The organism is Natronorubrum marinum, from assembly GCF_052040125.1.
Taxonomy (GTDB): Archaea; Halobacteriota; Halobacteria; order Halobacteriales; family Natrialbaceae; genus Natronorubrum.
In genome coordinates, this window is the sequence record NZ_JBPPFV010000001.1 from 613,349 (window position 1) to 637,416 (window position 24,068).

Here is a 24,068-nt window from a genome sequence, read left to right on the forward strand (position 1 = left end):
GCCGAACAGTCACCCACCATGACCGAGGCGACGGGTATCGTCGGGGAGTTCTTCTCGCTTAAGGAGAACACCGACGCCGACGTGCTGGCGATGCAGTGTGGCGACTTCTACGAGTTTTTCGGCGACGACGCCGAACTCGTCAGCGACGAACTCGATCTGAAGGTCTCGCAGAAATCCTCTCACGGCTCGTCGTACCCCATGGCCGGCGTCCCGCTGAAGGATCTCACGCCCTATCTCAAGGCGCTCGTCGAGCGCGGCTACCGGGTCGCCGTCGCCGACCAGTACGAGACCGAGTCGGGCCACGCCCGCGAAGTCGTCCGCGTCGTGACGCCGGGGACGCTGCTCGAGACCAGCGACGCCGACGCCCAGTATCTCGCGGCCATCGTCGACGGCTCGAGTGCAGGCGGCACGGGTGCCGGCTACGGCCTCGCGTTCGCCGACGTGACGACGGGTCGATTCCTCGTGGCCGACGCCGAGGACGCCGACGACGCGCTGACGGAACTGTACCGGTTCGATCCCGTCGAGGTGTTGCCCGGGCCCGACGTACGGTCGGACGACGAGGTGCTGAGCACGGTCCGCGAACGGGTCGACGCCGCGCTGACGCTCCACGACACGGAGTCGTTCGCGCCCAAGCGAGCGGCCCACACCGTTCGCGAACAGTTCGGCCAGGAGACCGTCGACCGCCTGTCCGTCGGCGAGTCGACCCTCGCGGCCGCCGGCGCGATCCTCGCGTACGTCGAGGAGACCGGCACGGGCGTGCTCGCCTCGATGACCCGTATTCAGGCTCACCACGGCGACGATCACGTCACGCTGGACGCGACCACCCAGCGAAACCTCGAGCTAACCGAAACGATGCAAGGCGACCGGGACGGCTCGCTGTTCGACACGATCGACCACACCGAGACCAGCGCCGGCGGTCGGCTGTTAAAGGAGTGGCTCCAGCGGCCGCGGCGGTCCCTCGAGACGCTCGAACGCCGTCAGGAGAGCGTGGCAGCGCTGTCGTCGGCCGCGCTGGCGCGCGACGAGTTACAGGATGCACTCGGCGACGCCTACGACCTGGCGCGGCTGGCCTCGAAGGCGAGCCACGGCAGCGCCGACGCCCGGGATTTGCTCGCCGTCGGGGAGACGCTGGCCGTCCTCCCCGCGTTGGCCGAGACCATCGATTCCGCTCCGGATCTCGCCGACTCGCCGCTTTCCGGGATCGTCAACCGGCCGGACCGGGAGTCGGCCGCAGAACTACGGGAGACGCTCGAGGAGACCATCGCCGACGATCCGCCGTCGACGGTCACCCAGGGCGGACTCCTCCAGCGGGGGTACGACGACGAACTCGACGAGGTGATCGACCGTCACGAGAAGGTCGAGCGGTGGCTCGACGGCCTCGCCGACCGCGAGAAGCGCCAGCACGGACTGAGCCACGTTACCGTCGACCGGAACAAGACCGACGGCTACTACATTCAGGTCGGGAAGTCGGCGGCCGACGGCGTTCCCGACCACTACGAGGAGATCAAGACGCTGAAGAACTCGAAACGGTTCACGACCGACGAGTTGGAGGAAAAAGAGCGGGAAATCCTGCGCTTAGAGGAACGGCGCGGCGACCTCGAGTACGACCTCTTCGAGGAACTACGCGAAGACGTGGCCGGCCACGCGGAGCTGTTGCAGGACGTCGGTCGAACGCTGGCGACCGTCGACGCGCTCTCGAGTCTGGCAACCCACGCCGCCGAAAACCGGTGGGTACAGCCCGACTTACACCGCGAGGATCGCCTCGAAATCGAGCAGGGCCGTCACCCCGTCGTCGAGCAGACGACCGAGTTCGTTCCCAACGACGTCCGACTGGACGAAGATCGCGGATTTCTCGTCGTCACCGGGCCAAACATGTCCGGAAAATCGACCTACATGCGACAGGTCGCCTGCATCGTCCTGCTCGCACAGGTGGGAAGTTTCGTCCCCGCCAAGAACGCGGAGATCGGACTCGTAGACGGCATCTTCACCCGCGTCGGCGCGCTCGACGAACTCGCACAGGGTCGGTCGACGTTCATGGTCGAGATGAGCGAACTTTCGAACATCCTCCACACGGCGACCGAGGAGTCGCTGGTCATCCTGGACGAAGTGGGGCGGGGAACCGCAACCTACGACGGGATCTCGATCGCGTGGGCCGCGACGGAGTATTTACACAACGAGGTCAAGGCGAAGACGCTCTTCGCCACCCACTATCACGAACTGACCGGACTGGCCGAGAACCTTCCTCGGGTCGCCAACGTTCACGTCGCGGCGGACGAACGCGACGGCGACGTCACCTTCCTCCGGACGGTGCGCGACGGTCCCACCAACCGCTCCTACGGGATTCACGTCGCCGACCTCGCGGGCGTTCCGGATCCCGTTGTCGACCGGTCGCGTGACGTGTTAGATCGGCTTCGCGAGGAGAAGGCGATCGAAGCGAAGGGTGGCAGCTCGAGCGATCCCGTCCAGACGGTGTTCGACCTCGGCGACGGCGAGTTCCGCGGGCCGGCCAACGCCGACGGTGGGGAACCGGACTCGGTGCCCGAGGCGGGCGAATCGATCGACCCCGAGGCGAAGGCCGTCCTCGAGGACCTCGAGTGCCTCGACGTCAACACGACGCCGCCGATCGAACTGGTCACGGAGATTCAACAACTTCAGGAGCGACTCGAGGACTGATACCGTCTGCTGTCCCTGTTTTCCGGAGCAATCGGAACGGGTGTGGGCGCTCCGTCACTAACGGACAGCAGTCCGCACGGGTAGTCGTTACCGCTCGCGGTGGCTATTTCGACCCGGGATCACCCGACTGCGGGTCCACATATCGGTACAACTATGCCTCGATGGGTTACGAGTTAACACGATGCACGAACCGGATTTCGACGTCACGGGGAAGACCGCGATCGTCACGGGAGCGAGTCAGGGAATCGGCCAGGCAATCGCGGAGACGCTCGCTGCGAGCGGCGCGAACGTGGCGATCTGTTCGCGATCGATGGACCGCGTCGGCCCCGTCGCCGAGGGGATCAACGAGGCCGAGGACGCAGGTGATGCGCTCGCCGTCGAGTGTAACGTCCGCGAGCGCGACCAGGTCCAGAATCTGGTCGACGAAACCGTCGACGAGTTCGGCGATATCGACGTGCTGGTCAACAACGCCGGCGGCGAGTTCGTCGCGAACTTCGAGGATATCTCGGCCAACGGCTGGGAGACCATCATCGACCTCAACCTCAACAGTACCGTCCACTGCACGCAACTCGCCGGCGAGGTCATGCGCGAGGGGTCGGGTGGGGTCATCATCAACCTCTCGAGCGTGAACGGCCAGCACTCGGCGCCCGGAGAGAGCCACTACGGCGCGTCGAAGGCGGCGATCATCCGCCTGACGGAGACGCTGGCGACGGAGTGGGCCGACGACGGCATCCGCGTCAACTGTATCGCCCCCGGCCTGATCCAGACGCCCGGCGTCGCCGAGACGCTCGGTATCGACAGCGAGGCGATGCCGCCCCGCGAGAAGACCGACCGACGCATCGGCCACCCCGAGGAGATCGCCGACGTCGCCCAGTTCCTCTCGAGTCCCGCCGCCTCGTTCATGAACGGCGAGACGGTGACCGTGAAGGGCGTCCCGCGGGCCGGCAACTCGATGTCGCAGGATCTGGGCCTCGAGTAACGCAATCCGTCGGTCGACGGAAGTACGCGGGGATTCACGGTATTTCGAGTTGTTCGTAAGGATCACGAACGGGAAACCAGATTTCACGCGCTGAAATATACCACCGGGTAACTACTCCTTCGACGGGCGCGTCCGTTCCAGTACTGATCGACGGGGACTGCGGCGACGAACGGTCGGGCGGATGCGGTTACCCGAATCGACCGGCGTCTGGAATCGGTCGTGGTTCCGGACCACTCGGGTTGTCGGGCCGTCTCCCGATCAGATCGGGTGAACGCAATGCAGCAAGCAAAAGAAGACATCCCAACCAAAATCGACACGCCGGATGCGATCGCACGCCAGCAGATGGGCTTCGGTACGGCCCGGGGGTACGGCGAAATCAGCGGCGAGTACTTCACGCTGGCCGCCGGGACGGACATCACGCCGCTCCTCGAGGGCCTCGAAGACGACACCTGCCAGTGTCCCCACTGGGGGTACGTCCTCGAGGGCCGACTCACCGTCCGGTACGCGGACGAGTCAGAAGAGACCGATACGGCCGGCGATCTCTTCTACTGGCCGCCCGGACACACCGTTAGCGCGGAGGCGGATTCGGAGATTATCCTCTTCAGCCCGCAGGACGAACACGCGGCGGTCCTCGACCACATGCTGGAGAAGATGAGCGACGATGCGTAACGAGATCGCATCCTCGACGGATCAGTCCCGAGACGTCGAGATCGCCTGCCCGCACTGTGATCGACCGACGCGGGTCTCGCTTTCGGATACTGAAGCCGAGTACCGCGTACGGCCGTACATTGCGGCCTTCGGCGAGTACAGCACGGCCCGCTGTCCGGACGATCACGAGTTCTGGATCTACTACTGTTGAGGGCAGTCATTCGGTTTGGTTTGTCACCGATTTTCTCGCGAACTGTATTGATCTTCTATGCGTACTAGTACCAATGGACAATGCACTACTCGACATCGAATTCTTGGCCCGGTCGGAGCACCGAGTCGCGGTGCTCGATGCGCTGTCCGAGGACGCCTTCGACCGCCGTGATCTGTGCGACGTGACCGGCGCGTCGAATCCCACGGTCGGACGAATCATCCGCGACCTCGAGGACCGCGGCTGGATCGTTCGCGACGACGGACGCTACGAACCGACGCCGTTGGGCGAGTTCGTCACCGAGCGTTTCGTGGAGTTGTGGTCGGGGATGGCGACGGCTCGAACGCTGCGTGACGTCTGGCGGTGGCTTCCGCGGGAGATGGAGGGGTTTACCGTCGACCTGTTCGCGGACGCGGAGGTCGCGTCCCCCGGACCGGGCTACCCCTACCAACCGATCGAGCGCGTCACGCAGTTGCTCGAATCCACCGACGCGATCCGCGGCTTCGGAACGACGCTGTACAAGTCCGGGAATCTCGAGGTGTTCTGTCGCCGCGTCATCGACGGGATGGACGTCGAGTACATCTACGCGCCCCGGATTCTCCGAACGATCGTCGCGTGGAACCCGGAGCTGACCGCCGAGGCACTCGCATGCGAGAACTGCACGATTCTGCTCCACGACGCGTTACCGGACGACGACCGGTGCGGTCTCAACATTATGGACGACTGCATCGGTATCTGCGGGCACGATCGCGAGTCGGCACAACTCGAGGCGGTGATCGATACGTCCGCGCCAGAGGCGCGCGAGTGGGCGAACGAGGTCTACGAGAAGCAACGGCGAGAAGCGCGCCCGTTCGATCCGGACGACTTCTTCCGGACGGATCGCAGTCGCGACCGCGAATTGAGCGTGGAGCCGCGGTAAGGACCGGATGGCGGTGCACCGACACTCGGTCGGCTAGCGCTACGGTGCACTGCGCTGGCGCCAATCACCGTCGAGAGGAGGTACGTTTTTGCGCTCAGCGAGAAATACTCTCGATATGGATCTCACCGAGGCACTCTCCGGTATCACCACACCCCTCGTGACGCCGTTCGAAGACGACTCGAGCGACGTCGACGAAGCCGCGTTCGCCGACCTGATCGACCACCTCCTCGAGGCCGGCATCGACGGCGTCTTCCCCTGCGGAACGACGGGCGAGTTCGCCAGTCTCGCACGCGAGGAGCGCAACCGCGTCCACGAACTCGCGGTCGAACGCGTCGACGGCGAGGTGCCGGTGCTCGCGGGTGCAGCAGCGACGAGCGTCCACGACGCGGTCGCTCACGCGGAAACGGCAGCCGAACTCGGCGCCGACGCCGCGGTTATCACGCCGCCGTACTTCCACACGGCAAACGCTCCCGAAGGCAACCAGCAGTTCGTAGAGCAGGTCGCCGATCGCGCCCCGCTCCCCATACTGCTCTACAACATCCCGGTCTGTACCGGCCAACGGATGGAGCCAGAGACGCTTGCGGCCGTCGCGACCCACGAGAACGTGATCGGGCTGAAGGACTCGAGCGGTGACCTCGAGTACTTCCTCTCGGTCCTTCGAAACACCCCCGACGAGTTCCTCATGCTGCAGGGGTACGACGCCCTGCTCGTGCCCGCGCTGCGGATGGGGGCCGACGGCGGCGTGAACGCGCTCTCGAACGTCGCTCCCGAGGAGTACACCGAGTTGCACGCGACGTTCGACGACCCGCGCGGCGAGGAACTGCAGGACGCCATCGTCCCGCTGTTCGACGCGTGTGCGAGCTACGGCTTCGGGCCGGCGACGAAGACCGCACTCGAGTACCGCGACGTGATCCCTTCGGACGCGGTTCGGCCGCCGTTAGTCGAAGTACCCGACGAGGGCCGAGAGTCGATCGGCGAGGCTGTCGACGGGCTGCTCGAGTCAGGAGACTAATAGGTCTTCGGATCGAACGATGGGGTGATGACCGTCATCGAAGGCGATGCGGACGGCGGGATAACCCGCGATTCCGATCCCGCTCGTGCTCCCGATCCCGCCTCCGTCGACAGTCCCGAGCCCGAAACTGGCGTCGACTGGCCCGCCGCACTCGCCCTCTACGCTGCGGCCGTCGCGGCTGCGATCGTCGGCGTGATCGGGGTGGCAGCCGGTGGCTCGAGTGACGTGATCCTCGGACTCGTTCCGACGGCGTTCACGGGCGGCGTCCTCTGCGGAGCGATCGTCGCTCGAGCCAACCCCGAACTCGCGCTTCGACTCGGCGCCTGGCGCTGGCGCACCGTCGCGCTCTGTCTTCCGGCGGTGGCCGTCGCAGGCAGCGTCGTCGCCCTCGCGGCGTTCGGTCTCCTCCCTGGGAACTGGCACCTCCCGTTCGCTGCCGCCGCGCTGCTCGGGATCGGACTGTCGGGACGACTCCTCGTACTGGTCGCCCGCGATGCGTATATCGGCGCGGCCATCGACCGCAAGCGAGCGGCGGCCGCAGGCTGGACGTGGCACCACTCGGGGACCCACGTCGGTATGCTCGGACTCGGACTGGGACTGCTGGCGGTCGCGGCGTTTGTCACCGTCAACCGAGGACAGCCTCCGATCCGAATGCTCTTCGCCGCATCCCTTTGCGTCGCGTTCGGCTGGAAGCCGACCGTCTCGATCCCGAAACCCGGCGGTGACGCGGTAATGCTCTCCCCGCTTCCGGGTATGGCATACGAGCGCGGCGAACTCCGCGCCTACGAGGCGGGTCTGGTCTTCGAACCGAAGCTGATCCCGTCCTACCGGCGGTTCGTCCGCTGGGACCGAATCACCGGCGTGGGGCTTACCGAGCAGAAGCTGGTCCTCGAGCGCCGCTTTCGACCCGATATCCGCTGTGACCGGTCGAAAATCAACGATCCCGAGAGCGTTCTGCGGGCGCTCGAGACGTGGGACTGCGCTCCTCGCCAACCCACAGTTTAACCACGCTCGAGCGAGAGCGAACGCCATGAACCGAGCGCGCGGAATCGGTCTCGACCGAGGATGTCGACTGAGACCGGCCACGGACGCCGCCGCTCACTCAGCGCTCGAGCCATGACCGAGACACCACCACAGGACACCGAGATCCGCCAGTTAGACGAGAACACCGTCGCCCGCATCGCCGCCGGCGAGGTCGTCGAACGCCCCGCCAGCGCGGTGAAGGAGCTCCTCGAGAACAGCTTAGATGCCGACGCAGACACCGTCGACGTCACCGTCGCGGAGGGCGGCACCGAACTGATCCGCGTCGCCGACGACGGCCGCGGAATGCGCGAGGCCGACGTTCGCGCGGCCGTCCGCGAGCACACGACGAGCAAGATCGACGGCCTCGAGGATCTCGAGTCGGGTGTCGCCACCCTCGGCTTCCGGGGCGAGGCGCTGCACACGATCGGTTCGGTCTCGCGAGTGACGATCAAATCACGCCCGCGAGACGGAGACGCGGCCGGCGGCGCCGGCACGAAACTCGTCTACGAGGGTGGCGAGGTGAGGACAGTCGAACCGACCGGTTGCCCGGCAGGAACGATCGTCGAGGTCGACGACCTCTTCTACAACACGCCCGCCCGTCGGAAGTTCCTCAAGACGACGGCGACGGAGTTCGCCCACGTCAACCGTATCGTTACGCGCTACGCCCTTGCCAACCCGGACGTTGCGGTCTCCCTGACCCACGACGGCCGCGAGGTGTTCGCGACGACGGGCCAGGGCGACCTGCAGGCCGCCGTGATGTCCGTCTACGGCCGCGAAGTCGCGAGCGCGATGATCGCCCTCGAGGCCGACGCCGACGACCACCCGCCCGGCCCGCTCGAGTCCGTTTCCGGCCTCGTCTCCCACCCCGAAACCAACCGCTCGAGTCGGGAGTACCTCGCCACCTACGTCAACGGGCGCGCGGTCACCGCCGACGCCATCCGCGAGGGGATTATGGGGGCCTACGGCACCCAACTCGGCGGCGACCGCTACCCGTTCGTCACGCTCTTCCTCGAGGTCCCCGGCGACGCCGTCGACGTCAACGTCCACCCGCGAAAACGGGAGGTCCGCTTCGACGACGACGACGCGGTCCGCCGACAGGTCGATGCCGCCGTGGAGTCGGCGCTGCTCGAGCACGGACTGCTCCGATCGCACGCCCCGCGCGGACGGTCGGCGCCGGCGGAGGCTCGAGTCGAGCCCGGCTCGGCGGATGCAACCCAGCGGACGGCGAGCGAGACCGGGGCCACTCCGGGGACCGATGGCGAGTCCGGGTCGTCCGCCGACGACGTGGCCGGTACTGGTGTGTCGAACACCGCGTCGTCCGCCGACGGTGCGGCTGCCGACGATGGGATGAACGTCGAACCGTCCGAACCGACGGCCGCTGGCGCAGGATCCTCCGCCTCATCTTCCGCTGGGGATTCTGCAGGCGCGGGTTCGACGCCCTCCTCGAGTCCGTCGGGTTCCGCTGGCGACTTGAGTGCCGAACCGACGTCCCCCTCCTCGACGTCCGACGTGAACAGCGCACCGTCGGAACCCGACTCGGCGGAGAGCGGGTCGGGTGCAACGGAGAGCGGGTCCGACGTGACGGCCGATTCGTCTAACGTCGCGGCCGCCGAGACCACCGAGCCGTCTACGACAACCCGTACCTCGAGTCCGGACCCCGATCCGGAACGCAAGTTCGCCGCCGCGACCGAACAGCGCACGCTCACCGGCGAGCCGGCGACCGGCGGCGAAACCGAGTTCGACTCGCTGCCCGCGCTGCGCGTCCTCGGCCAGCTCGACGACACCTACCTCGTCTGCGAGACGGGAAACGGGCTCGCCCTGATCGATCAGCACGCCGCCGACGAGCGGGTGAACTACGAACGTCTGCAGCGGGCGTTCGCGGACGACCCCGCCGCACAGGCGCTCGCGTCGCCCGTCGAACTCGAGTTGACCGCCGTCGAGGCCGAGGCGTTCGAGAGCTATCGCGAGGCACTCTCGCGGCTGGGATTCTACGCCGATCGGACCGACGACCGGACGGTGGCCGTGACGACCGTTCCGGCGGTGTTAGAGGAGACGCTCGAGCCCGAGCGCATCCGGGACGTGCTCGCGTCGTTCCTCGAGGGCGACCGCGAGTCGGGCGCGGAGACGGTCGACGCGCTGGCCGACGAGTTCCTCGGCGACCTGGCCTGCTATCCGTCGATCACGGGGAGCACGTCGCTCACTGAGGGCTCAGTAGTCGACCTGCTCGCGGCGTTAGACGACTGCGAGAACCCCTACGCCTGCCCGCACGGACGGCCCGTAATCGTGCAGTTCGACGCACGCGAAATCGAGGACCGGTTCGAGCGCGATTATCCGGGTCATCAGGGCTGAGACGCGTTCGAGCGGCCGTCGGCGTCGGTTTCGAGTGACCGACAGCGCGGTTCGATCAGTCCGGTCGGTCCTGATTCTGCTCTCGATCGCGGTCGATCAGACTGAACTCCATCCAGAACCCGATCAGGACGAGTATCAACAGGAGGAAGAGCCCGCCCATCAGGGCGAACTCCCATCCGATCGGTGCTTCCGCTTCGACGAGGCCACCAGCCCAGCCGGCGATGAGCACGGCGAACCCGGTGGCGGCGATGAGGAGGATGACGAGTCGGTCGCCGAGTTGGCTCATACACGCTCGTTGGCTCCCACTCAGCCTAACGTGCCAGCCTGCAACAGACGACAACGACTCCCGGTAGCGGTTTTACGGTCATCTTCGGAGTGGTTCGAGTCCGATGTACGTCCCTCAGGGTCGGTAGGGACGGTTCGTAAGCGCTCTGCAGGACCGTACCGACGGCGCTACGAACGCCCCCGAACAGCGCACGATCGGCATCGCCACTGGTAGGGCACTCGGGGCCGTTCCGTCGACCATGCCTCCCGGACACGAACTCGACGGATCGGACGCGGGCGGACAGTTCGTCCGAACCGCGCTCACGCTCTCGGTGCTGAAAAACGAGCCCGTTCGCATCGACAACGTTCGCGGCGACCGATCGACGCCCGGACTCCGACACCAGCACCTGGCCGTCCTCGAGACGCTGGCTGCGATCTGCGACGCCGACGTTTCCGGGGTCGAACTCGGCGCGGAGACGGTTGCGTTCGATCCAGGGCTCGAGTCGATCGACGGAGCCACCGACTGGCACGGTCGGGGACCGGGCCGGCTCACGGGAGGCGAGTACGAGGTCGATATCGGTACGGCGGGGAGCGCAACGCTGCTGTTCGACAGTTTGCTACCGCTCGCGACGGTGCTCGACTCCCGGCTCTCGGTGACGGTCACGGGCGGCACCGACGTACCGTTCTCGCCGCCGATCGATTACTCCCGATACGTCAAGCTCCCGCTCTTGGGACAATTCGGACTCACCGCGGCTTACGAGGTCGACCGCCGCGGGTTTTATCCCGACGGCGGCGGGCGGGTAACGCTACAGCTCGCCCCTTCGAGCCTCGAGCCGATCGATCTCGCCGAACGGGGGCCGCTCGAGGGCGTTCGGCTCTACTCCACCGAGTCGGCGTCGCTCGCGGATCGCGACGTGGCGTTCCGGCAGGCCGAAGGCGCCCTCGAGCGACTGACACTCGACGAGTTCGGACTCGAGGTCCTCGAACGCCGGGAGACGACGGTCGCGAGTCCGTCTCCCGGCACGGCGATCGTCCTCCGGATCGATCACGGGAACGGCGTCGCCGGCTTTGCCGCCCTCGGCGAACGAGGGAAGCCGGCCGAACGCGTCGGCGAGGACGCTGCAGATAGCCTGAATCGGTTCCTCGAGGAATCAGGCTCTCGGACGGCTCCCGTCGACCGCCACCTGGCCGACCAGCTGCTCGTCTATCTTGCACTCGAGGGCGGCCGCGTTCGGGTTCCTGCAGTGACCGATCACGTCGTCTCGAGTTGTGAGTTGCTCACCGCGTTCGGCGCGACGGTCGATATCGCGCGCACCGACGAGCGTGCAGATACCGACGGGCCGGCACTTGTCTCCGTCGCGTCTCCCGTCGATCGATAGCATTTGGCGACGGTTCTCGCCCTCGGCGTAACAGGCGTCCAACAGAACGCCACAACTTATGACAGCGCCGTTCGTTGGTCCCCGCATGGTCGACGAACACAGACGTGGTCCGGTCTGGGGGGCCGAGCCGTGAGCGATATCGTTACCTTCGGCGAGACGATGCTCCGGCTGTCGCCGCCTGACAGCCAGCGACTCGAGAGTGCGAACGAGTTCGAGGTTCACGCGGGCGGTGCGGAGAGCAACGTCGCCATCGCGGCGGACCGACTGGGCGCAACGGCGACCTGGCTATCGAAGGTCCCGGAGACGCCGCTGGGCCGGCGCGTCGTGGGAGAGATCCGGCGACACGGGATCGAGACCGACGTCGTCTGGAGCCACCGCGGCCGGCAGGGGACGTACTACCTCGAACAGGCCGGCGAGCCCCGCGGAACGAACGTGATCTACGACCGCGAGAACACCGCCATCTCGACGGCGGAGGCTCGAGAGTTCGATATCGAGCAGATTCAGAATGCTCGCGTCTTCTTTACGACGGGGATCACGCCCGCGCTCTCCTCGACGCTGCGCGAGACGACGGCGAACATGCTCAAGGCGGCCCGACAGGGCGGGACGACGACGGCCTTCGATTTCAACTACCGGAACAAGCTCTGGTCGCCCGACGAGGCTCGCGAGACGCTGACGCGATTGTTCCCGGGCATCGACGTTCTCGTTATCGCCGCTCGCGACGCCCGGACCGTCCTCGGCTTCGAGGGCGATCCGCGCCAACTCGCGCACAAACTCGGCTCGCAGTACGAGTTCACAACCGTCATCGTCACCCGCGGCTCGGAGGGGGCGATCGGCTGGCACGACAGCGTGGTCCACGATCAGGAAGCCTACGCGACCGACACCGTCTCCCCGATCGGCACCGGCGACGCGTTCACCGGCGCGTTCATCGCCCGCCGCCTCCACGGCGAGGACGTTCCCACGGCCCTCGAGTACGCCGCGGCGACGGCAGCGATCAAGCGGACGATCCCCGGCGACGTGGCGCTGCTCTCTAAGGACGAGGTCGACGCCGTCGTCAAGGACGGCGGGACGGCACTGTCGCGATAACGGCCGACTCGATCGGCCGTCGTCGACGCGTCGCTCGTCGCCGCGTTCACGGCTTTCGCGGCTCGGGTCGAACGTTACCTGGGTCCTCGATGTGCCGTTTCACGCCGCCCGCACGCCGGTTGAAGCGTGGTTTGAAAACAGTGCCGTGTTACAGTTCGGTCTCTGGAAACGATACTTTTGTCGGTCGGTATCGGGGCAGAGACACGTGCTATCTACTGTCCAGCAATCTTTATTATTAAACGTGACCTATACCGTGTCGATCATTTATGAGATCCTTCGACGATATGAACCGCCTGTTCCGCGAGATGGACCGCAGCTTCGACCAACTTCGTTCGACCTGGATGCGCGAGTTCCAGACACCCGGGTTCGGTCCCGAACTCGACACCGCCGAGCGGCCCGCACTCGAGTCCGCCGACGAACCCGTAGTCGGCGGCGAGTGGGGCGTCGAATCGACCTTCGGGACCGACCCCGCGGCGACGCTCGAGGAGACGGACGACGGCTACGTCTACGTGATGGACCTCCCGGGCTTCGAGAAGGACGACATCGACCTGACCTTCGACGACGGTCTGCTGTCGATCCAGGCCCACACCGACGTCGAAGCGGGCTCCGACGCCTACCGGTCCGTTCGCTCTCGCCGCGTCGGCCGACGGGCCCCCATACCCAAGGAGATCATCGCCGACGAGATTACCGCGAGCTACCACAACGGCGTCCTCGAAGTGTCTCTCCCTGCCGAGGACGACCACGAAGACGAGGGACACCACATCGAGATCGAGTGATTCGCGAGGGGGATTCCGATACTCATCCGACCGAATCGTCCCGCTCTGGGCCTCTGTCATGCTTTGCGGCCCGTATTCCGTTTCCGAGTGCGAGTAGTCAGCTATCGCTCACCACGATTTTCGTTCGATGCCTCACCGAACGTTTCAGCGTACGGACCTACGTTATCGAAAACTACGTTCGCCTTTGATACGGTCCTCGTCGCTTCAGCGTCACGACTCCGAGAAAGACTCGAAATACGTGTCAGAACCCGTACAACCAATCACCGGCTGGCCGCGTACTTTTCCCCTTCGGCGTGGTAGCAGTACGCGTGACTCGAGTCGTTCGGCAGGCGACCACTGACGACGTCTGGGCCGTCCACGAGACGGCCCGCGAGAGCTGGCACGCCGCCTACGACGAGATCATCGGTTCGGAGACGGTCGACGACGTCGTCGACGACTGGTACGCGATCGGCGACCTCGAGTCGTCGATCACCGATGCGACCGACCGCGACGACGCCGCCTTCATCGTCGTCGAACCGACGCCGGCCGACTGCGAGTCGAAGACCGACTCCGATTTCGAGCGCGACTGCCTGGGCTTTGCCCACGTTGTCCCGTGGCCGGAGGACGCCGATGTCGGCTATCTGGCCCGGCTCTACGTCCGTCCCGAGCGCTGGGGCTCCGGCGCGGGAACCCGACTTCTCGAGCGCCTCGAGGCCGACCTCGAGTCGTCGTTCGACCGAATTCGTCTCTCCGTGCTCGTGGACAACGATATCGGCGTCTCCTTCTACGAGTCGTCGGGATTCGAACGCATCGGGACGCGCGAGACCGACCTGGCGGCGGGGTTAGAGGAGTACGTCTACGAAAAATCGTTGTAACGCGTTCAGGAATGGTTGGGATATGAACGTTTTTGACCGGGTTCGCCGAGCGTGGCGTATGGACTGGGCTGTTCGTGACGCGACGCCGGGAGACGCCGCTTCCGTCCGGGAGGTCGCTCGTGAGAGCTGGCACGCCGCCTACGACGAGTTTCTCGGTGCCGACCGCGTCGAACGGATCACCGACGAGTGGTACGCGGTCGCCGATCTCGAGGGGACGATTACCGACGCGGCCGAGCGGAACGACGTGAGGTTTCTGGTCGCCGCTCCGGAGCCATCCACCGGCGCGACTGACACCGAAATCGGCGGCCTTCGCTCACGCGGGCGTGCGCCCCAATGACTCGACTCCGGCGTCGCCCGCTTGATTCGATTGTACGTCCGTCCGGAGTGGTGGAACGGCCATGCTCGAGCGCCTCGAGACCGATCTGCGATCGACGGCTGACCGATTGCAGCTGTCCGTGTTCGCGGACAACGACGTCGGGATCTCGTTCTACGAGTCCAACGGGTTCGAACTCGTCCGGACGTGTGAGAGCGATCTGGACGACGGACTTGCGGAGGTCGTCTACGAGAAACGGCTGGGGAGGACCGACAGTGTCCGTACCTAAGCTGCTCGCCCTCGCCGAACGGTGTCGGATCCCGAACCATTAGGAGGAGACGAGTGGAGTACAGCGTATGTCGAACGGCCACTCCGTCGACGGCGTCCGAATCGCGTACGACGACCGCATTCCCGAGGGTGAGTCGGCTATCGAGTCACCACCGATCGTTCTCGTCCACGGCTTCGCCTCGAGTCGCACCGACAACTGGCGCGACCGGGACTGGTACGAGACGCTGCTCGAGGCCGATCGCCGCGTCGTCGCGCTCGACTGTCGGGGCCACGGCGAGAGCGGGACGCCGCACGATCCCGCAGCCTACGAAACGGCGACGATGGCGAAAGACGTCGTCGCCGTGCTCGACCACCTCGGGATCGAGACGGCCGATCTGCTCGGCTACTCGATGGGCGGGAGGCTATCGCTTGAGTTGCTTTACACCTATCCCGACCGGTTCAACGCGGGCGTGCTCGCCGGCATCGGTTCGGCAACGCTGTCCGAAAGCGGTGTCGGAGACGTAATCGCCGACGGGCTCACGGCGGACGACCCGTCCGATGTCTCGAACCCGGTCGGGAGGCGATTTCGGACTTTCGCGGAGACGACGGACAACGACCTCGACGCGCTTGCGGCGTGTGCCCGGGCACGAACGCCGCCCGCCGACTGGGAGCAGGTCGGCGAGATCGCCCACTCAGTGATGGTGGTCGCGGGCGAGGACGACGACCTCGTCGGCGACCCCGAGGACCTCGCCGACTGCTTTCCCAACGGCGAGGCAATCGTCGTTCCCGGTGCGGATCATCTAACGACGGTTCCGGACGATCGATTCAGCGAGGGTGCGGTGGACTTTCTCGAGCGCGAAGGGCTGTAACGCCGGAAAACAGTCGTCCGGTCGTATCGGCGGTCACTCGATCCGGACGCGCGTCTCGGCTGGGTCGGTAGCCCGATCCGGACGCTCGGCGAGTACGACCTCCTCCGTCGTTCGCCGCCCCTCCCGGAGCAGCCCGATCTCGATCGTCTCGCCGGGACGCGTCTCGAGCAGCAGGTGACGCAGGAGTTCTTCGTGGGAATCGATCGCCTCGCCGTCGACCCCGACGATCACGTCGCCACCGACGGGAACCTCGCGCGCTCGCAGCCGTCGAATCCTCCGAGACCCTCGCAGTGCGGCGCTCGCGGGACCGAGCGGCGCGTCGACGACGAGGACGCCGCGGGGCTTCTCGAGGTCGTTCGCGTCGGCGACCGTGGGAGAGACGTCCACCGTCCGGACCCGCAGGTACGGGTGACGGAACTGGCCGAACTCGACGAGATCCGGGACGACGCGAGAGACGACAGCGGCGGAGATGGCGAACCCGATGTTGTCGCCGGCCTTCGCTCGATTGACGCCGACCACCTCGCCGGCGAGCGTGACGAGCGGGCCGCCGCTGTTGCCGGGATTGATCGCCGCGTCGGTCTGGACGGTGTCCGGGACGACGAACCCGCCGCCCGTAGGCGACGACCGGTTCACGCCGCTGACGATCCCTGTCGTGATCGTTCCGTCCAGTCCCATCGGGTTCCCCAGCGCCGCGACCGGTTCTCCCGGTGCCGGCGTTCGCTCGGCGATCGAGAGCGGTTCCGCGGCCGCCGGCAGGTCATCGGTCCGGACCACGGCGAGGTCTGTGTGGGCGTCGGTTCCGATAACGCGACCCGTTCCCCAGGAGTCGTCGTCGAATCGGAAGTCGACCTCGTCGGCGTCGCCGACGACGTGCTGGTTCGTAATCGCGTACTCGTCGTCGTAGACGAATCCGGATCCCGTTCCGCCGGACCGCCGGTAGTCCGGATCGACGTAGAGTGACGCGACCGACGGTATCGTCTCGCGGTACAGCTGTTCGAACGTAGATTGCGTGCTCATTCGTTCCCTCCGCGACGAGACGGTTGCAGCTCGGCTCCGTCGACGGATTTACCGCAGGGTAGGGGCCATGATAGCATAAGTCAGTCGCCGTCGCGGAACGGCCGTCTCGAGGGAAAGATGGTGTGGGGAATCCGTCGGCAGTCGAGGGTGCGACTCGAGGCGAGTCTGGGGGTTGTTGCAGCGTCTTCTCGTCCTCGCACTGCCCGCGAGGTTCTGCTTGCCTCACGGGTCACTTCGTTCCCCGTTCGACGTATCGAGGTCTCGTTCTCGTTGGTCACTCGACCTCGCTCACAGCGTCTTCTCGGCCTCGCTCTCGTCGACGACTTCGATCCCGCGGTTGTTGACCGCCGTCGGATCGAGGCCGACCTCCTGGAGGAAGGTCTTGTACTCGCGTTCGGCCTGCTCGGCGTCTTTCTGCTTGTTGCTGGCGCGGTCGCAGAGTTCGATCAGGTTCACCGGCACGTCGTTCTGGTAGACGATCCAGTGGTTGATCAGGTCCGAGAGGCGGCGGATCGGGCTGGTGAAGTGGCCGTATATCTCGAAGTTCAGGGCGTGGTGGCCGCCGAATGGATCGTTCATGTACTTCGCGCGGGGCATGACCTTCATCACGGCCCACTGGATCTTGTCGAGTTGGCGACCCGGAGCGTCCTCGAGCGTCGCGTTGACGGCCTTCCGTGGATCGTCCCAGGTGCTGCCGGGGATCGAGACGCCGTCTAAGTCCTGGATCTCCTGGAGCGCTTTCGACCACTCGTCGGGACTCGGCTGGGGGTGGACGCGGTACATCGCCTCGACGCCGCGATTCCACATCAGTTCGTGCGTGACGGCCTTGTTGGCCTTCAGCATGCACTCCTCGATGATGGTGTGGGCGCGGTCGCGGGCCGGATTCAGGACGAGCGAGCCGTCTTCCTTACGGATCTCGTGCATTCGATCGGCGACCTCGTGGACCAGTTTGTTCTCCTCGTGGAGGGGAGCGTCGGGATCCTCGAGTCGGTTCTCGGCTTGGGAGTAGGTCAGCCGTTCGTCGGACTCGATGACGGACTTGTAGATCTCGATATTGTCGTAGCTCAGGGTCTCCTTGTCGAGGTGCATCTCGACGGTGTGGGCGAGTCGGTCCTCGTTGGGAACCAGCGAGCAGACGGTCTCGGCGAGGACGGGCGGCAGCATGTGGATGGTGTAGCCCGGCAGGTAGACCGTGTTCCCGCGCTCGACGGCCTCCTCCCACATCGCCGTCTCGGGGTTGACGTAGTGGGTCACGTCGGCGATGTGGACCCAGAGGACGTACTCGTCGTCTCGCTCCTCGATCGAGATGGCGTCGTCGAAGTCCTGGGCGTCGATGGGGTCCGTCGTCCACGTCGTCAGATCCCGGAGGTCTTTTCGCTCATCGACCTCGTCGGCGATTTCGGCGTGGACGTCGACGGTTCGCTCTTCGGCTTCCTCGAGGACGGCCGAGGGAAACTCGTCGCGGATCTCGAGTTTCTCGAAGAGTTCCTCGCGCTTGTTCTCCAGATGGCGTGCCAAGTCGTCGCTGATCTCGATGGGGCCCTGCCCTTCGGCCGTGCCGGCTTCGGCCTGTGCGTCGTCACTCATACGGTAGGGTACGGACGAAAGGGTGAAAGTCGTGTCGGGATGGGAACGGCCTCGCGCGACCGACTCGACCGGCGACCGCGGCCGAGAAACGCCCGAAGAGGCGATCGTCCGGTCGCCCTGACGAACGATTGTCGACCTGCCGAACGACTCCGACCGGCCGCGAGTCAGCCAGAACGGGTATGGGGATCCGGGCGAAAGACGGGGACGAATCCGACGACATGTCCTGGCAGTATCCTCCCCATCTCCTCCCGTATCTCGGCGTGCTGTTTCTGGCGATGGCCATCTCCGGTGCGTTGGCCGTCTATACCGTGGTGGCTCGGTCGGACGCGATGGACGACCCGAGCGTCCGTGCGTTCGTCGGTCTGAACGCCGGCTGTGCGCTCTGGTCCGGAGCGTACGCGCTGCAGTTGCTGAGCGTCGAGCTGCCGGCGAAACGGTTCTGGTTGAGCGTCGCCTACGTCAGCTCTATTCTCGTGGTGGTCTCGCTGTTCGCCTTCGCCGTCGCGTACTCGGATCACGAACGGTGGCTCACCCGGCGGACGCTCCTCGCCGTAACGTTCGTCCCCGCAGCTGGGTTCGTTCTGCACGCGACCCAGTACCGAAACCTGTACGAACGTCCCATCGACACCGCGGTCGTCGACGGCTTTGTCGTTCTGGATCGAACGCTGGGATCGGCGGCGATCGTCACCCTTCTGTTCATGTACGGACTCGTCGTCGTCGCCGCGGGACTCTTGCTCAAGACGGTGTACGAATCACAACGCGTCTACCGCCTGCAGTCCGTTGCCGTCCTGATCGCGGTTCTCGTTCCGTTCGGTCCCAATATCGCGTGGGCGCTCGGTCTGGGTCCGGCGGGGAACCTCGATCTGACGCCCGTCGCGTTCACCGTCTCCGGGGTCGTGTTCGCCGTCGCGATCTATCGCCATCACCTGCTGGATATCGCTCCCGTCGCCCGAACCGCCGTCGTCGAAGACATGCGCGACGGCTTCCTCGTGATCGACGAGGCGAATCGCGTTCGGGACAGCAATGCGGCCGCTCGGCGGAGCGTTGCCGGCGACGCACCCTCCTCCATCGTCGGCCGGGACGTGACCACGATCTTCCCCGAGATCGCTCCGGTCGTCCGCGACGAGGCGCCGACGAACCAGATCGAAATCGTCGTCGACGGCGACGACGGCCGCCGATTCTTTGACGTTCAGGTTCAGCGGCTCTTGAGCGCGGACGAGATTCGGCTGCTCCTCCTTCGCGACGTTACCGAGCAACACGCCGTCGAACAGCGGTATCAGTCGTTCATCGAGAACGCGTCCGACCTCATCACGATGGTCGACGACCGCGGAATCATCCGCTACCAGAGTCCCTCTTGTACGACCGTGCTGGGATTCGAACCCGCGGAACTAGTCGGGCGATCGGCGCTCGAGTTGGTGCATCCGGACGATCGAGCGGAACTCGTCGAGCGATTTCGGAGCGGACTCGATTCGAATATCGCCGTCGATCGGGCGGAGTACCGCCTCCGAACCGCCGACGGCGACTGGCGAGACGTCGAGACGATCGGGAGCAACCTGCTCGAGGATCCGTTCGTCGAGGGCGTCGTCTTGAACACGCGGGATATCACCGACCGCAAGCAACGCGAACGCGAGATCAGTCGCTCGAACGAGCAACTCGAGCGGTTCGCGGACGTTGTCAGCCACGACCTGCGTAATCCGCTGAACGTCGCCCAAGGCTACCTCGAGGCGGCCGGCGACGACGTCGACTGTGCGCATCACGACGATATCGAACTCGCTCACGACCGAATGGCGGCGATCATCGAGGACGTGTTACGCCTGGCTCGAGAGGGGCAACCGATCGAGGACACCGAGCCGGTGGATCTCGCTCACGTCGTCGATCGAGCGTGGGCGAACGTCGACACCGGTGGGGCGACGCGGTCGGTCGAGAGCGATCGGCCGACCGTCGCCGACGAGGACCGATTGGTGCGCCTGCTCGAGAACCTGTTTCGGAACAGCGTGGAGCATTGCTCCACGAGTCCTGGCTCGCAGGTTCGCCAGAACAGCGTGGAACACGGTTTCACCGACCGTTCAGCAGCTGGTGGAGCCGAAGCGGCGGGCGATCGCAGCGACGTTTCCGTTCACGTACGAATCGGTACCACCCCCGAGGGATTCTTTGTCGAAGACGACGGGCCGGGAATTCCGGCCGACGAGCGCGAGCGCGTCCTCGAGTACGGTGAGACGTCGTCGCCGTCCGGAACCGGGTTCGGGCTCGCGATCGTCGACGAAATCGCCGACGGCCACGGTTGGACGCTTCGGATTACGGAGAGCGCTGGCGGAGGCGCTCGATTCGAGTTCGACACTGCGGACACGTCCCGAGCACCTGCGGCGACTCGGGACTCGACCGCCGTCGACGACGCGTAATCAGGGTCCCCTCGAGAGCCGTCGGTCTGCGTGACCGCGGGCGGGACAGCGGCGTCGCTCCGCTGGCGGTGTCCGTCGAGGAGCGATTCAATACTCCTCTTCGAGCGCCCCGTATCGATCCTCGACGGTCTCGAGATAGCTCGAGAGAAAGCGCTCCCGTGTCGCTTCGCCCGCTTCGAGTTCGACCAGTAACCCCTCGAGTTCGTCCCGCGGGTAGTGACAGAGATCGTTGTGACAGGATTTACAGAGGTGTTCGAACGACTTCTCGTCACGGTCCCAGCGATCGCCGTGTTTGTCGTATTCGCGTGCCTTCGACCGGGAGACTTGTTCACCACAGGCGAGACACGTCACCGTCTCAGTGTGGGTCCGGGAGGGCCACATATCTCTCTTAATATCGTGCTATTACTTAGCAATCCACATACGATCTCGGTGGGCGGACTGTCCGGGAGATCTATCAATCTTCGAAGCGGACGTTCTCCAGCGGATCGGGTCTCGATCGGTTTGGCGAGTCGCTTTCGTGGTACGTTCTCCCGTCGGTTACGGGCAGTTGGCTACAGTAAATCACGGTTGCCGCCCGTCCCGTCCGGTCGATCGCTGTCGACCATACCCGAATCGCTGTCGCCACCGTCGGACACCGGTTTCCGCTCGGCCTCATCCTCGAGGTCTGTGTCAGCGTCGGGCGCCTCGAGCGCCCCGTCCGGATCGATCACCGTTCGCGCGGGAATCGGTTCTTTCGCCGGCGGACGACGCGCGATCAGTCGCTGGAAGCGGGTAAGGTCCCGCGGTTGGTCGGTCTCGATCTCCTCGTACTCGACGACGACTCGATCCCCTTCGGCGAAGATTCGGACGTAGTTCAGCCTGAACGAGGGCACGTAGACGCCCGGTAGTCGCGAGAACCGCGTCTCGACGTGCTGGAGCTTTTTCAGCCAGGTGCCCGTGTTGACGACGACCCGATCGCCCCACTGCGTGAGTGACGCGCGGTGGGTGTGACCGTAGACGTAGACGCAGACGTCGCGGTTTGTCTCGAGCGTTTCCCGGGCCGCGTGCATGAACGGCTCGTCGCCCTGTCCGACGCGAATCCCCGAGAGCGCGACGCCGAAGCGCTCGAGTGTGTGCTCGAGATCGCGTCTGAAAAACCACAGCGGGACCGCGAGCAACAGGAGGACGGCGATGATCACGAGGTTGATCGTGACGATGATCTCGAGGACGATGTCGGCGATGCCGAGCGCGTGGACGACGGGATTATCGGTGAACAGCCGTGCCGGGAGGATCCCCGCGACCTCGAGAACGGTCCCGAAGAGGTAGACGAGCGTGATGTTGAAGAACAACAACAGCGGGACGACGATCGCCCGCAGGTACGGACTCATCTCCCGGTAGAAGTAGTTCGAGAGGAGCCAACGCGGGATCTCCTCCATCGGGGCCACCGACTGGATGTCGCGCAGCCAGTCGCCGCTGGCCCGTTCCGAGTAGCGGCCGGCCGTATCGACGATTTGCTGGACGACGAAGTAGCCGACCGGGAGCGCGTCGGGGTTGCCCCAGTCGGGCATCCGGTTGTTCGTGTCGTGTTGCTGGCCGTGTTCGATCCAGATTTGCGGGGCCTCGTTGGCCCCGTCGACGTCGACATCGCGAGTGATCGCGATTTCGGGCTCGAGCGCGATATTGAACGCCGCGAGTCGGTCGGCGTGTTCGGGGTAGCAAGCGAGGTCGTAGTCGTGGTTGCCCGGGATAAGCGTGATGTCGATCTCCGCGCCGGTCGCGCGGAGTTGCTCGAACACCCGCGGATGGTCCTCGATCACGCGCTCGAGTTTCGCCGGTCCCGTCACTTCGGCGTACTCCCACAGCCCGAACGCATCGCCGTTGATGATCAGCTCGACGTCGCCGCCGCGCGCTTCGAGATCCGCGAGAAACTCGAGGAGTTCGGCCTCGAAATCGAGCGTTGTGAGCTGCTCGTCGCCGCCCATGTGGAGGTCGCTGATGAAAACGTACTCGGTGGCCATCGATTATGTTCCGACGAGCTACCAGCCGTGGAAAGATAGTGGTTTGCCCGTTCCCGACGATCGGTCGCTCACCGCGAGTAGCCCGATTCTCGCTCGCTCCGATTCCGTCTATGCCTCGTCCGGATCGTCGATCTCCCGCTGGTAGTACCGGACCCACACCATCTGCAGCGGGATGATCAACACCGGGACGAAAAACGCCAGCCGAAGGGCCACGGCGGCGACGGCGATCGAGAGGGCGAAGACGGCCGGGGAGATCAACCCCCGAATCGTGATCAGCGACGCCGCTCGAGTACTGATCTCGTCGCCCGTAAAGCCCGCTCGAGCGGCGTAGGCCCAGACGGCGGTCATCAGTACGCCCACCAGCACGAAGTTGACCGCGTACAGCGTCCAAGCGAACTGCGTCCCGTAGACGCCCAGCAGCTCCGTCGGGTAGGGGAGAAACGAGATCGAGAGCAAGAACAACAGGTTCAGCCACAGCAGAATCCGATCGTGGGCCTCGATGTACAAAAAGAGGTTGTGCTGGATGATCCAGTAGAGTCCGACGACGACGAAACTCAGGAGGTAGCTGACGAGCAGCGTCTCCTGGTCGGCCACTGCGGCCGGTAGCTCCGAGGCGGAGACGTCCGGCACCTCGAACTGCAACACCAACAGCGTGAGTACGATGGCGAACACGCCGTCGCTCAGCGCCTCCATTCGATCCGTGTCCGGGCCCCCGAGCGTCCGTACCATACGGTGGCGTCCACTCGAAGCGACGAATACGCTGTCCCGCTTCGCTCGTAGTGAGGGCTCGGGAGCGCGAGGACTCGGGTTCGGCCGAGACCGACGCTCCGCTGCCGATCGGCGTTTCGCTGCCGATCGACGGCCCGCTCGAGTTTCCCTCGGGCCCTCGTTCGACCTGTGATGCAGAATCTAACCTATTAAATGCACGCGGGCGGAAGGGCGAGTATGCAGGTCAAGTCTCGACACCACCTCCGGAGTGACGCCGTCTCGGACGTAGAGACCACGCTCAAGGAGCAACTCGGCGTCTCGCCCGACGGTGATGCCTACGAACGCGTCGAGTTCGAGGAGACCGACTGGGAGGTCGTCCTCATCGACGGCGAGCCGCAAGTCGCCTACTTCGACGACGAACCGTTTCTGACGGTTCGCGGGGCGAACGTCTACGAGCCCGAGAAACAGCTGGTGACGGTCGATTCCGGCGCGATCTCGTTTGTCAGCGACGGTGCGGACGTGATGCGGCCGGGGATCACGGAGGCCACGGACGACATCGAGCCCGACGATCTGGTCGTCATCGCCGAGGAGTCCCACGGAAAGGTGCTGGCGGTCGGACGGGCCCGAGTCGCGGGCTCGGATATGGTCGGGAGCGAGGGGAAGGTTATCGACTCGCTGCACCACGTCGGCGACGATCTCTACGAGTTCAGCGGCTAGTCATCGACCGCGGATTTCTTCGTAGAG

23 protein-coding genes are annotated in these 24,068 nt (G+C 65.4%); 17 read left to right on the forward strand and 6 right to left on the reverse strand.

Annotated features, from left to right (window positions below; translation table 11 throughout):
- Positions 1 to 18: 18 nt before the first annotated feature.
- From mutS to mutL, 8 genes are all read left to right on the forward strand, one after another.
- Positions 19 to 2,673, forward strand: a complete 2,655-nt coding sequence (gene mutS / locus ACSFC5_RS03145) for a DNA mismatch repair protein MutS (RefSeq protein ID WP_440763807.1) — start codon at positions 19 to 21, stop codon at positions 2,671 to 2,673.
- A 181-nt stretch (positions 2,674 to 2,854) separates the two neighbouring features.
- The gene (locus ACSFC5_RS03150; protein ID WP_440763808.1) at positions 2,855 to 3,652 is read left to right on the forward strand and encodes an SDR family NAD(P)-dependent oxidoreductase; all 798 of its coding nucleotides are present in this window, start codon (positions 2,855 to 2,857) and stop codon (positions 3,650 to 3,652) included.
- A gap of 276 nt (positions 3,653 to 3,928) precedes the next feature.
- Positions 3,929 to 4,321 carry a cupin domain-containing protein gene (locus ACSFC5_RS03155; RefSeq protein ID WP_440763809.1) on the forward strand — a complete coding sequence of 131 codons (393 nt, stop codon included), beginning with the start codon at positions 3,929 to 3,931 and terminating at the stop codon, positions 4,319 to 4,321.
- Entirely contained in the window at positions 4,314 to 4,511 is a 198-nt protein-coding gene (locus tag ACSFC5_RS03160; protein ID WP_440763810.1) for a hypothetical protein, read from the forward strand. The genes ACSFC5_RS03155 and ACSFC5_RS03160 overlap by 8 nt, the downstream gene beginning before the upstream one ends.
- A 73-nt stretch (positions 4,512 to 4,584) precedes the next feature.
- Positions 4,585 to 5,427 carry a helix-turn-helix transcriptional regulator gene (locus ACSFC5_RS03165; RefSeq protein ID WP_440763811.1) on the forward strand — a complete coding sequence of 281 codons (843 nt, stop codon included), beginning with the start codon at positions 4,585 to 4,587 and terminating at the stop codon, positions 5,425 to 5,427.
- A 115-nt stretch (positions 5,428 to 5,542) separates the two neighbouring features.
- Positions 5,543 to 6,439, forward strand: coding sequence for a dihydrodipicolinate synthase family protein (locus tag ACSFC5_RS03170; RefSeq protein ID WP_440763812.1), 897 nt, complete (start codon positions 5,543 to 5,545; stop codon positions 6,437 to 6,439).
- A 27-nt stretch (positions 6,440 to 6,466) separates the two neighbouring features.
- Complete coding sequence (locus ACSFC5_RS03175) at positions 6,467 to 7,444, forward strand: hypothetical protein (RefSeq protein WP_440763813.1); 978 nt, start codon at positions 6,467 to 6,469, stop codon at positions 7,442 to 7,444.
- Between the two features lie 111 nt (positions 7,445 to 7,555).
- Positions 7,556 to 9,811, forward strand: a complete 2,256-nt coding sequence (gene mutL / locus ACSFC5_RS03180; RefSeq protein WP_440763814.1) for a DNA mismatch repair endonuclease MutL — start codon at positions 7,556 to 7,558, stop codon at positions 9,809 to 9,811.
- A gap of 55 nt (positions 9,812 to 9,866) precedes the next feature.
- On the opposite strand, the gene ACSFC5_RS03185 is transcribed toward mutL, so the two are convergent.
- Positions 9,867 to 10,097 carry a hypothetical protein gene (locus tag ACSFC5_RS03185; RefSeq protein WP_440763815.1) on the reverse strand — a complete coding sequence of 77 codons (231 nt, stop codon included), beginning with the start codon at positions 10,095 to 10,097 and terminating at the stop codon, positions 9,867 to 9,869.
- 238 nt (positions 10,098 to 10,335) lie between these two features.
- Here ACSFC5_RS03185 and rtcA point away from each other — a divergent pair, with 238 nt between their 5' ends.
- The 7 genes from rtcA (at position 10,336) to ACSFC5_RS03220 (ending at position 15,616) form a co-directional block, all read left to right on the forward strand.
- Positions 10,336 to 11,454 carry an RNA 3'-terminal phosphate cyclase gene (gene rtcA / locus ACSFC5_RS03190; RefSeq protein ID WP_440763816.1) on the forward strand — a complete coding sequence of 373 codons (1,119 nt, stop codon included), beginning with the start codon at positions 10,336 to 10,338 and terminating at the stop codon, positions 11,452 to 11,454.
- Positions 11,455 to 11,583: 129 nt separating this feature from the next.
- On the forward strand, positions 11,584 to 12,537 hold the full coding sequence (gene kdgK1, locus ACSFC5_RS03195; protein WP_440763817.1) for a bifunctional 2-dehydro-3-deoxygluconokinase/2-dehydro-3-deoxygalactonokinase: 954 nt from the start codon (positions 11,584 to 11,586) through the stop codon (positions 12,535 to 12,537).
- A 266-nt stretch (positions 12,538 to 12,803) separates the two neighbouring features.
- Positions 12,804 to 13,313, forward strand: a complete 510-nt coding sequence (locus tag ACSFC5_RS03200) for an Hsp20/alpha crystallin family protein (protein ID WP_440763818.1) — start codon at positions 12,804 to 12,806, stop codon at positions 13,311 to 13,313.
- Positions 13,314 to 13,621: 308 nt separating this feature from the next.
- Positions 13,622 to 14,167, forward strand: coding sequence for a GNAT family N-acetyltransferase (locus ACSFC5_RS03205; RefSeq protein ID WP_440763819.1), 546 nt, complete (start codon positions 13,622 to 13,624; stop codon positions 14,165 to 14,167).
- A gap of 58 nt (positions 14,168 to 14,225) precedes the next feature.
- Entirely contained in the window at positions 14,226 to 14,504 is a 279-nt protein-coding gene (locus tag ACSFC5_RS03210; protein ID WP_440763820.1) for a hypothetical protein, read from the forward strand.
- A 61-nt stretch (positions 14,505 to 14,565) separates the two neighbouring features.
- A complete protein-coding gene (locus ACSFC5_RS03215) occupies positions 14,566 to 14,769 on the forward strand; it encodes a GNAT family N-acetyltransferase (protein WP_440763821.1) in 204 nt (67 codons plus the stop codon).
- Positions 14,770 to 14,836: 67 nt separating this feature from the next.
- Positions 14,837 to 15,616, forward strand: coding sequence for an alpha/beta fold hydrolase (locus ACSFC5_RS03220; protein WP_440763822.1), 780 nt, complete (start codon positions 14,837 to 14,839; stop codon positions 15,614 to 15,616).
- Positions 15,617 to 15,649: 33 nt separating this feature from the next.
- Here the strand turns inward: ACSFC5_RS03220 and ACSFC5_RS03225 are convergent, their stop codons facing one another.
- Together ACSFC5_RS03225 and ACSFC5_RS03230 are read right to left on the reverse strand one after the other, a co-directional pair.
- Positions 15,650 to 16,633 carry a S1C family serine protease gene (locus tag ACSFC5_RS03225; protein WP_440763823.1) on the reverse strand — a complete coding sequence of 328 codons (984 nt, stop codon included), beginning with the start codon at positions 16,631 to 16,633 and terminating at the stop codon, positions 15,650 to 15,652.
- Positions 16,634 to 16,921: 288 nt separating this feature from the next.
- On the reverse strand, positions 16,922 to 18,220 hold the full coding sequence (locus ACSFC5_RS03230; protein ID WP_440763824.1) for an RNB domain-containing ribonuclease: 1,299 nt from the start codon (positions 18,218 to 18,220) through the stop codon (positions 16,922 to 16,924).
- A 179-nt stretch (positions 18,221 to 18,399) separates the two neighbouring features.
- Here ACSFC5_RS03230 and ACSFC5_RS03235 point away from each other — a divergent pair, with 179 nt between their 5' ends.
- On the forward strand, positions 18,400 to 20,619 hold the full coding sequence (locus tag ACSFC5_RS03235) for a histidine kinase N-terminal 7TM domain-containing protein (protein ID WP_440763825.1): 2,220 nt from the start codon (positions 18,400 to 18,402) through the stop codon (positions 20,617 to 20,619).
- An 87-nt stretch (positions 20,620 to 20,706) separates the two neighbouring features.
- Here the strand turns inward: ACSFC5_RS03235 and ACSFC5_RS03240 are convergent, their stop codons facing one another.
- The 3 genes from ACSFC5_RS03240 to ACSFC5_RS03250 all read right to left on the reverse strand — a co-directional run bounded on the left by ACSFC5_RS03240 (position 20,707) and on the right by ACSFC5_RS03250 (position 23,345).
- Complete coding sequence (locus tag ACSFC5_RS03240) at positions 20,707 to 21,000, reverse strand: DUF7562 family protein (protein WP_440763826.1); 294 nt, start codon at positions 20,998 to 21,000, stop codon at positions 20,707 to 20,709.
- A gap of 170 nt (positions 21,001 to 21,170) precedes the next feature.
- The gene (locus tag ACSFC5_RS03245) at positions 21,171 to 22,616 is read right to left on the reverse strand and encodes a metallophosphoesterase (protein ID WP_440763827.1); all 1,446 of its coding nucleotides are present in this window, start codon (positions 22,614 to 22,616) and stop codon (positions 21,171 to 21,173) included.
- A gap of 108 nt (positions 22,617 to 22,724) precedes the next feature.
- Positions 22,725 to 23,345, reverse strand: a complete 621-nt coding sequence (locus tag ACSFC5_RS03250) for a TMEM175 family protein (RefSeq protein ID WP_440763828.1) — start codon at positions 23,343 to 23,345, stop codon at positions 22,725 to 22,727.
- 216 nt (positions 23,346 to 23,561) lie between these two features.
- Here ACSFC5_RS03250 and ACSFC5_RS03255 point away from each other — a divergent pair, with 216 nt between their 5' ends.
- Entirely contained in the window at positions 23,562 to 24,041 is a 480-nt protein-coding gene (locus tag ACSFC5_RS03255) for an RNA-binding protein (protein WP_440763829.1), read from the forward strand.
- Positions 24,042 to 24,068: the final 27 nt, after the last annotated feature.